The 14,992-nt window shown below is 37.1% G+C and carries 18 protein-coding genes; 14 read left to right on the top strand and 4 right to left on the bottom strand.

Annotated elements, in window-relative coordinates; all coding sequences use genetic code 11:
* Window positions 1-182: 182 nt before the first annotated feature.
* The 4 genes from fri to HCJ55_RS04075 all read left to right on the top strand — a co-directional run bounded on the left by fri (window position 183) and on the right by HCJ55_RS04075 (window position 2,679).
* Entirely contained in the window at window positions 183-653 is a 471-nt protein-coding gene (gene fri, locus HCJ55_RS04090) for a non-heme iron-binding ferritin Fri (protein WP_008947326.1), read from the top strand.
* Window positions 654-896: 243 nt separating this feature from the next.
* Window positions 897-1,199 (top strand): HesB/YadR/YfhF family protein, encoded by a 303-nt coding sequence (locus HCJ55_RS04085; RefSeq protein ID WP_185480206.1) that lies wholly within the window; start codon window positions 897-899, stop codon window positions 1,197-1,199.
* 112 nt (window positions 1,200-1,311) lie between these two features.
* Window positions 1,312-2,442: an MBL fold metallo-hydrolase gene (locus tag HCJ55_RS04080; RefSeq protein ID WP_185517134.1), complete on the top strand. Its 1,131-nt coding sequence runs from the start codon at window positions 1,312-1,314 to the stop codon at window positions 2,440-2,442.
* Between the two features lie 9 nt (window positions 2,443-2,451).
* Window positions 2,452-2,679, top strand: a complete 228-nt coding sequence (locus HCJ55_RS04075; protein WP_185517132.1) for a DUF3006 domain-containing protein — start codon at window positions 2,452-2,454, stop codon at window positions 2,677-2,679.
* 198 nt (window positions 2,680-2,877) lie between these two features.
* Here HCJ55_RS04075 and HCJ55_RS04070 read toward each other — a convergent pair whose 3' ends face one another.
* The gene (locus HCJ55_RS04070; RefSeq protein WP_185517131.1) at window positions 2,878-4,095 is read right to left on the bottom strand and encodes a CynX/NimT family MFS transporter; all 1,218 of its coding nucleotides are present in this window, start codon (window positions 4,093-4,095) and stop codon (window positions 2,878-2,880) included.
* Complete coding sequence (locus HCJ55_RS04065; RefSeq protein WP_185517129.1) at window positions 4,092-4,781, bottom strand: FadR/GntR family transcriptional regulator; 690 nt, start codon at window positions 4,779-4,781, stop codon at window positions 4,092-4,094. The genes HCJ55_RS04070 and HCJ55_RS04065 overlap by 4 nt, the downstream gene beginning before the upstream one ends.
* Before the next feature lie 120 nt (window positions 4,782-4,901).
* Between HCJ55_RS04065 and HCJ55_RS04060 the strand changes: the two genes are divergently transcribed.
* A complete protein-coding gene (locus tag HCJ55_RS04060) occupies window positions 4,902-5,948 on the top strand; it encodes an AI-2E family transporter (protein ID WP_008947332.1) in 1,047 nt (348 codons plus the stop codon).
* Between the two features lie 8 nt (window positions 5,949-5,956).
* Here the strand turns inward: HCJ55_RS04060 and HCJ55_RS04055 are convergent, their stop codons facing one another.
* Window positions 5,957-6,856, bottom strand: coding sequence for an alpha/beta hydrolase (locus HCJ55_RS04055; protein ID WP_185517127.1), 900 nt, complete (start codon window positions 6,854-6,856; stop codon window positions 5,957-5,959).
* Window positions 6,857-6,875: 19 nt separating this feature from the next.
* A complete protein-coding gene (locus tag HCJ55_RS04050; RefSeq protein ID WP_185502512.1) occupies window positions 6,876-7,697 on the bottom strand; it encodes an alpha/beta hydrolase in 822 nt (273 codons plus the stop codon).
* A gap of 157 nt (window positions 7,698-7,854) precedes the next feature.
* On the opposite strand from HCJ55_RS04050, the gene HCJ55_RS04045 reads away from it, so the two are divergent.
* From HCJ55_RS04045 to HCJ55_RS04005, 9 genes are all read left to right on the top strand, one after another.
* The gene (locus HCJ55_RS04045; RefSeq protein WP_008947335.1) at window positions 7,855-8,313 is read left to right on the top strand and encodes a DUF4064 domain-containing protein; all 459 of its coding nucleotides are present in this window, start codon (window positions 7,855-7,857) and stop codon (window positions 8,311-8,313) included.
* Between the two features lie 93 nt (window positions 8,314-8,406).
* Window positions 8,407-8,631, top strand: a complete 225-nt coding sequence (locus HCJ55_RS04040; RefSeq protein WP_008947336.1) for a hypothetical protein — start codon at window positions 8,407-8,409, stop codon at window positions 8,629-8,631.
* A gap of 228 nt (window positions 8,632-8,859) precedes the next feature.
* Complete coding sequence (locus tag HCJ55_RS04035) at window positions 8,860-9,174, top strand: lmo0954 family membrane protein (protein ID WP_008947337.1); 315 nt, start codon at window positions 8,860-8,862, stop codon at window positions 9,172-9,174.
* A gap of 15 nt (window positions 9,175-9,189) precedes the next feature.
* On the top strand, window positions 9,190-10,035 hold the full coding sequence (locus HCJ55_RS04030) for a PspA/IM30 family protein (RefSeq protein ID WP_185503766.1): 846 nt from the start codon (window positions 9,190-9,192) through the stop codon (window positions 10,033-10,035).
* Between the two features lie 162 nt (window positions 10,036-10,197).
* Window positions 10,198-11,331 (top strand): N-acetylglucosamine-6-phosphate deacetylase, encoded by a 1,134-nt coding sequence (gene nagA / locus HCJ55_RS04025; RefSeq protein ID WP_185517125.1) that lies wholly within the window; start codon window positions 10,198-10,200, stop codon window positions 11,329-11,331.
* Window positions 11,332-11,346: 15 nt separating this feature from the next.
* Window positions 11,347-12,051 carry a glucosamine-6-phosphate deaminase gene (gene nagB, locus HCJ55_RS04020; protein WP_069892045.1) on the top strand — a complete coding sequence of 235 codons (705 nt, stop codon included), beginning with the start codon at window positions 11,347-11,349 and terminating at the stop codon, window positions 12,049-12,051.
* 15 nt (window positions 12,052-12,066) lie between these two features.
* Complete coding sequence (locus HCJ55_RS04015; RefSeq protein ID WP_008947341.1) at window positions 12,067-12,789, top strand: GntR family transcriptional regulator; 723 nt, start codon at window positions 12,067-12,069, stop codon at window positions 12,787-12,789.
* A gap of 121 nt (window positions 12,790-12,910) precedes the next feature.
* Complete coding sequence (locus tag HCJ55_RS04010; protein WP_185503765.1) at window positions 12,911-13,966, top strand: glycosyltransferase family 4 protein; 1,056 nt, start codon at window positions 12,911-12,913, stop codon at window positions 13,964-13,966.
* 111 nt (window positions 13,967-14,077) lie between these two features.
* A complete protein-coding gene (locus HCJ55_RS04005) occupies window positions 14,078-14,986 on the top strand; it encodes a peptidase U32 family protein (RefSeq protein ID WP_008947343.1) in 909 nt (302 codons plus the stop codon).
* Window positions 14,987-14,992: the final 6 nt, after the last annotated feature.

Here is a 14,992-nt window from a genome sequence, read left to right as displayed (position 1 = left end):
GTAAATCTCTTTTTTATTCTATCATAAAAGGTGAGATAAATAATGAGAAAACAGTAATAGATGTTTAAGAAATTTTATCAGTGGTAAATACTTTGTGATGGTTTCCACACTGGACATTGTGATGGAAATAGATTATACTTATTATTAAGAGATAATCATTACAAAATAGGAGGAAGATAATTATGAAAACAATCAACTCAGTAGACACAAAGGAATTTTTGAATCACCAAGTAGCGAATTTAAACGTATTCACAGTAAAAATTCATCAAATTCATTGGTATATGAGAGGCCACAACTTCTTCACTTTACATGAAAAAATGGATGATTTATATAGCGAATTCGGCGAACAAATGGATGAAGTAGCAGAACGTTTACTTGCTATTGGCGGAAGCCCACTATCCACTTTAAAAGAGTTTTTAGAAAATGCGAGCGTGGAAGAAGCTCCTTATACTAAACCTAAAACAATGGATCAATTAATGGAAGACTTAGTTGGTACACTGGAATTACTTAGAGACGAATATCAACAAGGCATCGAGCTAACTGACAAAGAAGGCGACAATGTAACAAACGATATGCTAATTGCTTTCAAAGCAAGCATCGACAAACACATCTGGATGTTCAAAGCATTCTTAGGAAAAGCGCCATTAGAATAAAATAAAATAAAATAAACCCAAAACTGTGTAGGCTATTTTGCTTACACAGTTTTTTTGTGCAATTTCTGTTATAGTACAATATTCTTATTTTTGATTTGTTTTAACACAATGTGGTTTAAAGCAACATAGAAAGAGGTATATTATCTTCATAACAAAAGCAGAAAAAATGATATTCACTGTAAAATCTGCTATTCTTGAATAATAAGCATCAGGTACAAAAATTGGAAACGAGGAGTGAAAAGTATGAATATCGAGGTAACGGACCAAGCAAATAAATGGTTTCATGATGAATTTGATGTAGCTAATGGTAATGGAATTCGACTTTTTGCCAAGTATGGTGGTTCTAACAGTTCCTTGCATCCTGGTTTCTCTATCGGTTTAACTGCCGAAAAACCGCAAGAAGCAGCAGTCGCTGAGGAGAAAGAAGACTTAATTTTCTTCATTGAAGATCATGATTATTGGTATTTCAAAGACCACGACTGGAAAATTGACTATGAACCAAAAACGGAAGAAGTATCCTTTTCCTTTAAAGAAAAAGTGAAATGAATCCAACATAAATGACCGCGTGTAATCAATTTGATTCCAGGCGGTTTTTGTTTTAAAAACTTTACTGTTTCGCCTTCCTTTGCTATTCTACTAAGAGAGCAGGAGGAGAAAGATGACAAAAAAATTAGTAGTATGTATAAGTTTAATCGCGATTATTTTAAGCGGTTGTAGTTTTTCAGAATCAACAACAAAAACATCCAATATCACCGAAAAAACTCTAAATGGTGCAAGTTTTACCTTTTTTGATGTTGGCCAAGGGGATAGCACACTTATTCAGGCAGAGGATGGCACGACCATTTTAATTGATACCGGTCGGCAAGATGATGACCGGATTTTAACGTATTTAAAAGAAGCAAATATAAAGAAAATTGATTTGCTCTTGCTGACTCACCCACACGCCGATCACATTGGTAATGCCGATAAAGTAATTGCTACATATAAACCAAAAGAAATTTGGATGGACGGCTTAACTTTTTCTAGTAGTATTTATGAAAAAGTAATCGATGCAGCACTAGCTTCAGATGCGAAATATAAAGAACCAAGACGCGGCGAAAAAGCCACTTTTGGACCATTTAATATAGAAGTTCTCAGCCCCGATAAGTTAGAAAACGAGGCAAACAACGATTCTATCGCAATAAAAATGACCTATAAAGATATTTCCGCGATTTTCACAGGCGACGCAGAAAAAGGTCGTGAAAGGGAAATGGTCGATAGTGGCGCCCATTTAGAAGCAGATATTTTGGACTTAGGGCACCACGGTTCATCTACATCCAACCAACCATTTTTCCTAGATAAAGTAAAACCACAAGTGGCTGTTTACTCGGCTGAGAAGGCAAATAGTTATGGACATCCGCACGTGGAAGTACTGGAATGGCTGAAAGAACGGGATATTAAAACATACGGAACCGATGTAAATGGAACAGTTATTATCGAAACTGATGGCGAAAAAATTCACGTTCAAACGGAAAAAGAAGGTACACCAAAATCAGGAAGCAGCTACAGCAAAGGAAGTAGCACACAAAAAACCGAAGACGCTAGCTCAAAAGAATTACCTAAAAGCATTAATTTAAATACGGCTTCTAGTGAAGACTTGCAACTATTGCCACTAATTGGGCCAGCGCTTGCAGATAAAATTATTGCAGGGCGCCCATATCAATCAATAGACGATTTGAAAAAAATTAACGGCATTGGCGATGGCATTGTGCGCCAAATTAAAGAACAAGGCATTGCCGTAACAAAGTAGGTGATTAGGGTGAAAAAAGCAATTTTAGATCGGATAGAAGATGGAAAAGCAGTTTTTCTCATGGAATCTGACCACAAAGAATGGCTCATAGACCAAGAAAAGCTCGATTCAGGCATAAAAGAAGGGGATGTTGTCACTATTTCAGATACAAATGAAATAGTACAACACCCCCAAGAAACGGACGAAATGAAAAAACGAATTGCGGAAAAGCTGGAAAGACTAAGAGAAAGAAACTGAGAAAAACTTTTTTAAACTCTCATGAAATTATCATCTTTCTTTCAGCACATTCTTTTTTAGAAAAGTTATTATATGTATAAGCTAACAACAAGCAAAACATTTTCATTTCTTTCCCTTTTTAGAATGAAAATCCCAAACTCCCTTTTAGCTAGTGCGGTTTACTCCCTTTTTCCGCACTAGTTTTTTTGTGCGTAAAAATCACTTTTTCGGCGGGAAAAGGAATTTATTGCGTCCAGCATCTAGGCCGCAATACAACATAATTAGCGTAATACCGATTAAAACATACAAGGTCGGTTGCCAACTGCCGAGCGTATCGTGTAGTGTACCAAATAATATCGGACCAGAAGCAGCAAACAAGTAACCAATTGATTGCGCCATTCCAGATAAATCCGCTGATTCGGTCGCGCTTGTTGTTCGCAAATTAAAGAACATCATCGAAAGACTAAACGACATCCCCGAACCAATCCCATATAAAATAATCGCAGTAGATAAAATCGCCACATTACCAGAAGCAAACATAATTCCCAAAATCCCAATCAAAAATAACGAAACCGAAATTCCAACAAGAAGCTGCTGATTTTTCATCCGCCCAGCGATAATCGGAATAATAAACGTAATTGGCATAACCGCAAATTGCATCAAGGAAAGCATCAGACCACTAGAAGTACTAGATAATCCTTGGTCAGCCAAAATATTCGGCAACCAAGCAATCGAAATATAATAAATCGCCGACTGCGAACCCATAAATAATGAAATCTTCCAAGCAAGTGGCGATTTCCAAACCGAAGTAGTAACCAAATGTGTCGCAACTTTCTCTGTGCTACGTTGATTAAATTTCAACTGTGGCAGCCAAATAACTAACGCCAAAACTGCAAGCATTGCCCAGAAAACCATACTTCCATGCCAGCTAAAACGATTATTCATTGCGATTGGAACTGTTAAACCAGCCGCAAGTGTCGCACATAAATTCATCGAAATCGAGTAAATCCCAGTCATCAATCCCAATTTAAATGGAAATTCCTTCTTAATCAAACTAGGCAAAATAACATTCCCGACCGCAATGGCAAGCCCAATTAGAAACGTCCCAGCGAACAAATTAAGTTCGCCACCAAATGGACGCACCAAGCTACCAATCACCAGCGTCAAAAGAGCCACAAAAATTAATACTTCGATCCCAAGTGCCCGGCTTAACTTCGAAACAAACGGTGATAACCCCGCAAATGCAAGCAACGGAATTGTCGTTAGCAACCCAGCCATCGTATTCGTTAAATGTAAATCGGTTTGAATCATTCCAAGTAACGGACCAACAGACGTGATAGGCGTCCGTAAATTCGCCGCAATTAAAATAATTCCTATAATAAGCATCGCCTTACTTGAACGCGTAAGGATTTTTTTATTGGTTAAATCTGAGTTCATTTATTTTCTCCATTCTTGGCAGCAATTCGTTTGAAAAGAGTAATATACTCTGTAACTTCATTTGCTGCTTGTTCTTTGTTTCGTTTTTCGATTGCTGATACAAGCGCCGCATGCCCACCGTGTTGATTTGCTGCTGGTTCCATTTCCGTCGTACTTGTAATCGAAAACTGTATTTCTTCTAAAATATTTCCATACATATCTATCAACAAATCGTTATGAGCTGCCTTTACAATAGCTAAATGAAGGGCTGAATCAGCTTTGACAAAAGCCGCCACATCATTGTTTTCATTCGCTACATGACAAAGCTGGCGATATTTTTCCATTGTCGCTAAATCTTCTTTTGTACGTCGTTCGCAAGCTAAAATAACGGCTTCCCGGTCAAGCGCATGTCGAATTTCAAGGATTTCCTGAACAGACGATTCGCGAACACGTTTTTGCATAATCGCATGTAGCTCACTATTATTTCGAACAAAAGTGCCATCGCCTTGCTTTGTTTCTAGCAAACCAATATGCGCCAATGCACGAATGGCTTCACGTAGCGTGTTGCGACTGATACCAAACTCTGCCATCAAGTCAGCTTCTTTCGGAATACGTTCGCCAATTTTCCAAGTGCCGTTCGTGATTTCTGCCTTTATTTGATCGTAAACTTGTTCCGTAAGTGATTTCCGTTCAATTTTTTCTACCATGTTGTCACTCCATTTCTAAAGGTAGGATGATTGGTTCTATTTTACAGAAGAAATGATTTTTTGTAAACCTTATTTTACTAAGTTGTGATAAAATGGAGAAAGAAAAGGGCAGGTGACGAAATGAATTGGTTAGAGAAACTAAAAGAAAATGACACGGCGAGACGGGTGCTGGTGTTTATCCTGCTGGGTATCGTTTTATATTTACTCAGAAGCATGATTGATTTAATATTACTAACTTTCATTTTTGCATTTTTAGTGACACGATTAGAGAACGTTATTTTAAAAAGAATACGAATACCACGAAAATTAATTGTAATAGTCTTGTATTCGTTAGTTGCGATATTTTTATACATCGCGATTGTACATTTTTTACCAATTTTAATTGATCAAATCTCCCAGTTAGTAGATTCACTTGTAAAAATTTATAATAATCCTAGTGATAACACGATTGTGCAATGGATCGTTGGGTTTTTAAAAGAATCTAACATTCAAAAGTACTTACAAGCCGGCGTTGATTTTATTATTGCATCACTTTCAGGCATTGGCTCGGTTGGATTATCTTTCTTTTTAGCGCTAATCCTTAGCTTGTTTTTCTCCTTGGAAAAAGAACGCGTGACTTCCTTTACCGGACAATTTATGACGAGTAAAGTTGGTTTTATTTTTAAAGAAGCAGCATTTTTCGGAAAGAAATTTGTGGCGACTTTCGGTGTTGTTTTAGAGGCACAACTAATGATTGCGCTAGTAAATACGGTTATCACCACGATAGCGCTGTATTTGATGGATTTTCCGCAGTTGCTTAGTTTATCGATTATGGTATTTGTTTTAGGACTGATTCCTGTTGCGGGTGTAATTATTTCCTGTATTCCGCTAGTACTTATCGCTTATACTGTCGGTGGATTCCAAGATGTTGTTTATATTTTAATTACGGTTGTTATCGTCCACGCAATTGAAACGTACATTTTAAATCCAAAACTAATGTCATCGAAAACCAATTTACCTGTATTTTACACATTCATTATTTTAATATTCTCAGAAACATTCTTCGGGGTGTGGGGGCTCATTGTAGGAATTCCAGTCTTCGTATTCCTGCTAGATATTTTGGAAGTAAGAAATGCAGATGATTTAAAGAAACGTACGATATTTGGACGCAAGAAAAAAGTAGATTAGGCATATGCTTAATCTACTTTTTCTTTACCCCATAAAAAGTCGGCTACTTCCGCATCGACGTCTGTATTTTCGTGGAGTTTACTGTGAGCGGCATTTTTTCCAGTGAAGGTTTTTTCTTGATAACTCTCTGCTTGGCCTTCAAAAATGAATTTACCAGATAAGGCACTTGCGACAGAAACACTGCCGTCACTTTTCGTTCCATCTAAAGTATCACCTGCAATATTCAGCACACGTAAATGAGTAGGGATTTTTTGTTTGTTTTTCATAAATTCGCTATAACGGTCGGTGGATTGTTTGGGTCCTTTATCTGTAAGGTCGTACGCCGTAACACCATCATCCCCAATAACTAATCCATTGAGCGGGGAGCCGATTAACACTAGTTTTTCAAGAATAGGATAAGCTTTGTCGCTGCCGACTTTTTCAATATAACTTGTTAAACTAACGCCACCCATGGAATGACCGACTGCGTATACTTTCTCAATGTGATAATTATTCTTCAGCTCTTTCATCACATTTTGAATCCACTGTGCTTGATTATCCATTGAGCTCTTGTTATCTTCAAAAACGACTTGAATTGTTGGGTTATTACTAAATTTATCGTAGTTTCCGTCTGTACTTACTGTTCCATCAGCGGCTACGGTCATTACGAGTGATTTAGTCACATCGCCCTCATCGGCAAGACGATCAATCATTCCACCAAATGAATTCGCGGTTCCAGAATAGCCATGGACAAAAAGTGTAGGGATAGCAATTTCAGAAACAGGATTGACTGTTTTTTTCGTTGTTTTATTCGCTGTTATAGTAGGTTCTTTGGCTGCTTTTTTAGTCGGTTCAAATTGAAGGAAAATTATCCAGAAGCCAGCAACAATAATGGCTAAAACGATAATGGCAATTATAACTTTTTTCATTCGAAACATCCTTTAATATTTATTTCTCTCCCCATAAAAATTGGCCAACATACTTATCAACGACAGTAGACTCATGCATGCTACTGTGCGTTGCTTGCGGTCCTTTGATGACGTGTGTAATTACTTTTTGATGTGCAAATAATTTCTCGCCATATAAGACGCTATCTAATTTTACTTCACCATCACTATTCGAGCCATCTTCCAGATTACCACCAATAATCATAATTTCTGTATTATCGGGTAAAACTTTCGCCATTTTTTCAGCAAATTTTGCATGAACATTATTGGCATTTTTAATATCCACTTGCTGATCACCATTAACGTATTCTTCCGGATAAAATGGCACGGCAAGGAAAACAATTTTGTTTACTTGTGGATAAGATTTATTTTTTTCATAACTTGCTAAATACGCCACCCAAGCGCCACCACCCATCGAGTGACCAATTGCATTGAATTTTTTAATTCCATAATTTTGTTGTAAATAAGACATGACTTTTTTTGTCCACATGGATTGTTGGGGGAGCGTCGCCCGATTATCTTCAAAAACAATGTTGATAAGTGGATTTTTTTCATTTTTATTATAAGTTCCAGTAGTAGAAATATCGCCATCTGGGCTTACATTAACCGTTAATGATTCCGTACCCCAATCATACTTTTGATCAAAGCGACGTATCATTCCATGAAGCGAACGGTCTGTCCCGCGATAACCATGAATAAAAATGGTCGGAATGGAATCGTTGGCTGCTTTTGGATATGACGTGTTAATCGTTAGTAAAATAAATATAGCTCCAACTAAACAGCCTAATGGTAAGATAATGGAGAAGAACACGCGCTTTAGCATTATTTTACGCCCCTTTAAATTTCGTTATGAACAAATTATACATTTTTTTAAAGGAAAACGCACGATTGGTCTTCTTTTTCTAACAATTTAATAGTTTATTCTCATGAAAACATATAGTATACTGGAAAAATAAGCGAAGAAACGGAGGCATTTTTACATGATTAAACGAACTGGTGAGATAGTACTCGCTATTATAGGTCTTATTTTTAGTGTACTTACACAAGCAGCTATTGCTATTATAGGTCTTTTAATGACAAGTGGTTCAAAAGGAAAAGATGGTTTAGCGACATTTTACAATAATTACTACCAAACAATGACAGAACGGGAAATTCCAAAAAGTGAAATTCCTGACCCTGACCGTGTGCTAAATTTCGTCCAAACATTATCTTGGACAACATTAACAGGTGGACTGATTACGCTTGCTCTTGGCGGATTTGGTATTTATTACATAATGAAAAATAAAAAGCCAGCCTTTGCGGGATATTTATTCTTAGCAGCAGGTATTGTATCGCTACTTTCAACGGCACTGATTACTTTTATTCCTGCGATACTACTGATTGTCGCAGCAATTCTTTGTTTTGTTCGTAAACCTAAAAGCACTTTTTCAGGATTATAATTCGTAACGAGTTTGAATTTTTCAAGCTCGTTTTTGTTTTATTGGTCGTTTTTTAGGGAATAAAATAGTGGATTTCAAGAGGAGGTTGATAGTGTGAAAAATAAAGTAGGGATTATTGCCGGAGCCGTCGCTGGAGTTCTAACCTGCGCAGCAATTTACGTAGTGAAAAAACAGCAGCCACCTACGCCTTTTGATGAGGTAAATGATATTCGAACACGTTATGCGGACAAAGAAATTTCAGAAACAGAGCTGGAAGAGAACAACATGATTTCAGAAGGTGGCGTTTCTTCTATTCAATATGAAGAAAAAGTAAAATAAACGAAAAGCAGTTTGTATCTTGCGTTGTGCAGGAAGCAAGCTGTTTTTTGTTTGTAAAAAACTGCTTATTATAGTAGATATATGTTATCCTGTAGTTAGACAATAGGGCTCAAGTTGTAGGTGAATTTCCTTCTACAGCGGGTTATTATACTTGATACATAGCGTTATGATAGGTACAGTAATAAAAGAAAATATATCAGCGACATTTGGAAGTTAGGAGGTAGACGCATGAGAGCAATATTCCTTGGCATATTAATCGTTTTACTAATAGCGATGATACTTATCGTCTTATGGCCAGCAATCATGGCAACTATTGGCGCAGTACTCGGCTTTTGGTCACTAAAGAAATTACTTGAAGCAAGATCTGTAAGCGAAAAAGTTATTTATGGTGTTCTAATCGGCGTGGGTGCCTTAATAATTCTAGCTAACTTAAAAGGAATTTTGGTTGTTGCAATTATCGGAGCAATCATTTACTTCCTAACTAGAAATAAAAATAAACCAAGAAAAAATGATGACGTATTCGACTACCCATACAATAAATAATTGGAGGAGAAAAAAATGGCAAACCTTTTTGAAAAAATGAAACAATGGAATAAAGAAGTTAGTGAAAAAATCGAGAAACGTGAAGAAAAACGTCGTAATTCAGTAAGTTACTATATGGATAAAACAAAACAAGAAATGAAAGACGCAGAACGCATGGTAGAAAAACAACGCGAACTAAAATCTCTTTTCTATAAAGAATATAAAGAAATGGAAGTTTATGTTGAAAAACGTCGTCGCCAAGCAGAAATTGCTAAAGAAGCTGGCGAAACAAAACTAGCTGAGTTCGCTTTAGAAGAAGTAGCTCAATACGAAGAACAATTAGAAGCTACGAAAGGACACTATGACCAAGCGTCCGAACAACTAGACAAATTAGAACTACGCATGCACGAAATGCGCTTAAAATGGAAAAACCTTAAAACACAACATTTAGCTGAAATGGCTGAAAAAAATGCAACTGAAACATCCGAAAAAATGGATAAAGTTATCCATGATATGAGCTGGGGCAGCGTTAGCGACTATCATGAAGCGCAAAAACAACGTGACTTAGCGGAAGAAGCAGAGAAAAAAGCCGACATGAACAAAGAACTATCTCAATCATTCGATGACTTAATGGATGAACTTGAAAAGAAAACAAAGAAAAGTAAAGAAATCATCAAAGATAAAGCACAAAACTTTACTACAATGGTAGATGAAATTATCGAACGCGAAAAACAAAATTTCAAAAAACCAGAAAAAGCTTCGATGGAAGATCAATTAAATGAACTTGAAAAAGAAGCAGCAAAAGAACAACCAAAAGAAGACAAAGAAGTACTGATTCCAGAACTAGAGAAAAAAGAAGAAGAGAACGAAACAGATAAATAAAACCGTAAGCGCAGAATTAATATTCTGCGCTTTTTTAATGCGTTCACCATTTTTTTGGTTATTTTACTTTTTTTTGGGTAAAGAGGAAAAGATAAGTTGCATTTTAATAGATACATGCTATAATAATTGGTATAGACCGATTTAATGAGGAGGCAAATTGTAATGACTAACAAAGTAATTACTAACGCTACAATTTATACTGGTAAAGGTGTTCTAGAAAATGCTTTCGTACGTTTTGATAAACAAATTTTAGAAGTTGGCTCAATGGCTAATTTTCAAGCGGACAAAGCGGAAGAAGTAATCGATGCAAAAGGACAAAAACTTGTTCCAGGTTTCATTGATGTTCATTCACATGGTGGTTATAGTTTTGACGCAATGGATGCGGATCCAGACGCACTTAGAAAACAAGTAAATGGTATGTTAAATGAAGGGATTACTACTTACTTCCCAACAACGATGACGCAATCACACGAAAATATCGAAAAAGCGCTAAAAGTGATTAACGAAGTCGCGCAAACAGAACCTGTTATTGGCGGAATTCATTTGGAAGGCCCATTTGTTTCCAAAGTCTTTAAAGGAGCGCAACCAGAAGAATACATCCAAGCACCTGACTTGGAACTTTTCAAAAAATGGTTTGATATTTCTGGTGGCTTAATTAAATTAGTAACATACGCGCCAGAACATGATACTTCTGCTGATTTTGAAAATTTGTGTTTCGAACTAGGAGTTGTTCCAAGTATTGGTCACTCCAACGATGTGCGCGAACACTTGAAAACAAGTAAAGCGACACATGCGACACATTTATATAATGCATGTCATCGTATGACACACCGCGAGCCAGGCGTTCCAGGTCACGTTTTACTAGAACGAGGCATTAATGCAGAACTAATTGTTGATGGTATTCACGTTCATCCTGATATGGTGAAATTAGCCTATCAAATGAAAGGGCCAGAACATTTATGCATTATCACTGACTCCATGCGAGCAAAAGGTATGCCAGAAGGAAAATCCGAACTTGGCGGCCAAACAGTTATCGTAAAAGATAAACAAGCTCGTTTAGAAGATGGAACTTTAGCCGGAAGTGTACTTACTTACGACGACGGTTTCCGCAACATGATTAAATTCACAGGATGCTCAGTTGAAGAAGCAGTTCTTATGTCTTCTGGAAACCAAGCACGCGAATTTAATTTAACACAAAAAGGCACAATTGAGGCTGGTAAGGATGCAGATTTCAACTTACTAGACGAAGATTTACACATTACAGCAACATATTCATTCGGAAAAAAACATTCTTGAGAGGAAGATATTAATATGCAACTTATCACAACAGAAAATAAATTAGCAGGTTCCAAAAAAGCGTTAGAAATTATCGAAAAAGGCATTACATCAGGCGAAGTAAACACACTTGGCCTAGCAACAGGAAGCACACCAGAAACACTTTATGCTGAGCTTGTAAAAAGTGATGTTGACACTAAAAATGTAACAACAACGAACCTAGATGAATATGTAGGTCTTGCAGCAAACGACCCAAACAGTTATCATTACTATATGAACGACTTGTTATTCTCTAAAAAAGCATTTAAAGAAAGTTTCTTACCAAACGGAGAAGCGACAGATGCAGAAGCAGAATGCGCACGTTATGAAGAAATTTTATCTGAGCACCCAATTGATATTCAAGTGCTTGGAATTGGAACAAATGGCCACATCGGTTTTAACGAACCAGGAACTTCTTTTGATTCGTTAACACATAAAGTCGTTTTAACAGATTCTACTCGTGAAGCAAACAAACGCTTTTTCGAAAGAGAAGAAGATGTTCCAACACATGCTTATTCTATGGGAATTAAATCAATCATGAATGCGAAGAAAATTATCCTACTTGCTTTTGGTGAAAACAAAGCACAAGCAATCAAAGAAACTATTAAAGGACCTGTAGATGTGAATTGTCCTGCTTCTGTTCTTCAAAATCATCCAGATGTTACCGTGATTCTTGACAACGAGGCGGCGTCACTTCTATAAGAAGAGGGCGGGAAAATGATCGATAAACAATCAGGAATACCGATTTACATTCAGATTCAAAGTGAAATTAAAAAGAAAATGGAAGATGGCGTCTGGAAAGTTGGCACATCGATTCCAGCTGAACGTCAACTTGCGGAAATGTTTCATGTCAGCCGAATGACTGTAAGACAAGCTATTCAAGGCCTTGTTGATGATAACATTTTGCAAAGACGTGTTGGTGCTGGTACTTTTATTGCGGAAAAGAAATTAACGGAACGACTAGAAGCGGTTACGAGTTTTACGAATTTGATGTTACAAGAGGGCAAAGTTCCTTCGACGCGAATCGTAGCGTACGGTATTCGTCCGGCAAGTACGCAAGAACAAGAGGCTTTACAACTACCAGAAAACAGTAATGTAATGAAAATTGAGCGGATTCGTTACGGCGATCGCGTGCCAATTCTTTATGAAGTTGCTGCCATTCCAGAAAAAATTGCTTCACTGCTAACAAAGGAAGACATAATGGATTCCCTTTATAAAGCGATTGAATTAAAACTTGGTCAAACAATTGGAGAAGCAGAACAAATTATGGAGGCTTCTTTAGTATCAGAAAAAATTGCGCCATATCTTGATGTAAAACTCGGATCACCGGTTATGAAACTCAGACAAATTACAACATTAGAAGACGGTCGACCATTTGAATTTACTCGTTCCCAGTATGTAGGTAGTAGATTTCAATTTGTAGCTAGGATTAAACAATAAATTAAAAGCTTGAGGTAGCATGCGTGCGCTTCAAGCTTTTTTTGCTTAATGATTTTCGTTGTCTTTTTGCAAATAAAAAAGTATAATGAGATGAGTAAAAAATTTGCGGGGAGGACTAGCCATGAGCTGGATGATTATTTTTATATGTTTTGGCGCGTCCGTACTACTTACACCGCTAATTCGAAAAATAGCACTTTACTTTGATATTACAGATAAACCAGATCAACGTCGCATTAATGTTAAGCCAATTCCGAGCTTGGGTGGACTAGCAATCTTCATTAGTTTCGCTATCGGAATGTTTTTACTTCCAATTGAAAACGAATTCTTATGGCCGCTGTTGATTGCGGCATTTGTCATGGTTTTGACTGGATTATTAGATGATATTATGGAATTTAAAGCAAGATATAAATTAATTGGCCAAATCGCCGCTGCCTTTATTATTGTATTTTGGGGCAATCTTAGCATCGACTTTATCAACTTACCATTCGGTGGAGAAATTCATTTTGGAATATTAAGCATTCCACTAACGATCATTTGGATTGTAGCGATTACGAATGCTATTAATTTAATCGATGGACTGGACGGTCTTGCTGCTGGTGTTTCGACAATTGCTTTACTGACAATTTTAGGAATGGCATTTATCATGGGCGATGCACTTGTTATTATGATAGCAAGCGTACTAATCGCTGGGACACTTGGATTTCTACCGTATAACTTTAATCCTGCCAAAATTTTCATGGGGGACACGGGAGCACTTTTCTTAGGTTTTATTATTTCCGTTTTATCTGTGATGGGATTCAAAAATGTCACGTTTATTTCTTTAATTGTACCGATTTTAATCTTAGGAGTACCGATTTCTGATACACTTTTTGCAATTATCCGCCGTATGGTAACGAAACAACCAATCGCGATGGCTGATAAATCGCATTTACATCATTGTTTATTACGACTTGGCTTTACGCATCGTCAAACCGTTATTTTGATTTATGCGATTGCGGCATTGTTTTCTTTATTCGCATTTATTTTCACGATGTCGACACTTTGGGGCTCGATGATTTTAATCGCCGTACTGCTTGTTTTAATTGAAGTTATGATTGAGACACTTGGGCTGGTAGGAAGCTCGTATCGACCATTACTGAATTTATTTAAACTAACAAAAGAAGATAAAATAGATTAGAGATTAGTTACTTAGGCTAGTCTCTTTTTTGTGCCAAAATTCTTATTGAGTAACAAGTCTTCTTGTGATACATTTATCAAGTAACGTTTTTGTAGAAATGAGGAGAAAAACATGGAAATCATTGCGACAGCAGATTCAATGAAACAAGCTGAACAATTGCTTCGCGCGGGGGTAGACAGATTATACGTAGGTAATAGCCAATTTGGTTTAAGATTGCCGTATTCGTTTTCTGTCGAAGAATTACGTGAAATAGTTCATTTAGCGCACCAAGAAGGGAAAAAAGTAACTGTAGCAGTAAATTCGTTAATGCACAACGAACATATGGAAGGGTTGCCGGGCTTTTTAGAGCAACTTGCAGATATGAAAGTGGACGCGGTAGCATGCGGCGATCCAGGTGCAATTATGCTTTTAAGTGAAATGGCTCAACCAATCCCATTTATTTACGATGCCCAAACATTTGTAACTAGCGCAGAACAAATTTCGTTTTGGGAACAACAAGGAGCGGTCGGAGCAGTACTTGCAAGAGAATTAACAGAAGGCGAAATTAAAGCTATTGCGAAAAGCCTCACTATTCCTGTAGAAGTACTTGTTTACGGGCCTACTTGCATCCATCAATCCAAACGTAGACTAGTAACAAACTATCAACGTATTGTTGAAATGGAAGATGATACATCGAAGGAACGCGGGCTTTATTTACGTGAACCTAATGATGAAACAAGCCAATTGCCAATCTATGAAGACGAGTCTGGAACGCATATTTTTGCTTCTGAGGATGTTTCGCTTGTGCCGTATTTGGCTGATTTATATGAAGCTGGTTTAAAAACGTGGAAACTCGATGGCGTTCTTGCAGAATCGGATAATTTCGTCCAAATTGCAGCTTTGCTCGTTGAGGCGAAAGAAGCCGTTATAGAAGGCCAATTTGTTGCGGAGTATTTTGTGAATAAATTAACGGAATTACAACCTAAAACTAGAAATTTAGACGCTGGATTTTACTTGAAAAATCCGGATGATGTGAAGTAGGGGGAA

The sequence above is a fragment of the Listeria marthii genome, from assembly GCF_014227425.1.
GTDB lineage: Bacteria > Bacillota > Bacilli > Lactobacillales > Listeriaceae > Listeria > Listeria marthii.
This window is presented reverse-complemented; position numbering and strand designations above follow the sequence as displayed.

Coding starts and splice junctions, on each gene's coding strand:
- fri (WP_008947326.1), top strand. CDS start 183: ATGAAAACAATCAACTCAGTAGACACAAAGGAATTTTTGAATCACCAA.
- HCJ55_RS04085 (WP_185480206.1), top strand. CDS start 897: ATGAATATCGAGGTAACGGACCAAGCAAATAAATGGTTTCATGATGAA.
- HCJ55_RS04080 (WP_185517134.1), top strand. CDS start 1,312: ATGACAAAAAAATTAGTAGTATGTATAAGTTTAATCGCGATTATTTTA.
- HCJ55_RS04070 (WP_185517131.1), bottom strand. CDS start 4,095: ATGAACTCAGATTTAACCAATAAAAAAATCCTTACGCGTTCAAGTAAG.
- HCJ55_RS04065 (WP_185517129.1), bottom strand. CDS start 4,781: ATGGTAGAAAAAATTGAACGGAAATCACTTACGGAACAAGTTTACGAT.
- HCJ55_RS04060 (WP_008947332.1), top strand. CDS start 4,902: ATGAATTGGTTAGAGAAACTAAAAGAAAATGACACGGCGAGACGGGTG.
- HCJ55_RS04055 (WP_185517127.1), bottom strand. CDS start 6,856: ATGAAAAAAGTTATAATTGCCATTATCGTTTTAGCCATTATTGTTGCT.
- HCJ55_RS04050 (WP_185502512.1), bottom strand. CDS start 7,697: ATGCTAAAGCGCGTGTTCTTCTCCATTATCTTACCATTAGGCTGTTTA.
- HCJ55_RS04045 (WP_008947335.1), top strand. CDS start 7,855: ATGATTAAACGAACTGGTGAGATAGTACTCGCTATTATAGGTCTTATT.
- HCJ55_RS04035 (WP_008947337.1), top strand. CDS start 8,860: ATGAGAGCAATATTCCTTGGCATATTAATCGTTTTACTAATAGCGATG.
- HCJ55_RS04030 (WP_185503766.1), top strand. CDS start 9,190: ATGGCAAACCTTTTTGAAAAAATGAAACAATGGAATAAAGAAGTTAGT.
- nagA (WP_185517125.1), top strand. CDS start 10,198: ATGACTAACAAAGTAATTACTAACGCTACAATTTATACTGGTAAAGGT.
- nagB (WP_069892045.1), top strand. CDS start 11,347: ATGCAACTTATCACAACAGAAAATAAATTAGCAGGTTCCAAAAAAGCG.
- HCJ55_RS04015 (WP_008947341.1), top strand. CDS start 12,067: ATGATCGATAAACAATCAGGAATACCGATTTACATTCAGATTCAAAGT.
- HCJ55_RS04010 (WP_185503765.1), top strand. CDS start 12,911: ATGAGCTGGATGATTATTTTTATATGTTTTGGCGCGTCCGTACTACTT.
- HCJ55_RS04005 (WP_008947343.1), top strand. CDS start 14,078: ATGGAAATCATTGCGACAGCAGATTCAATGAAACAAGCTGAACAATTG.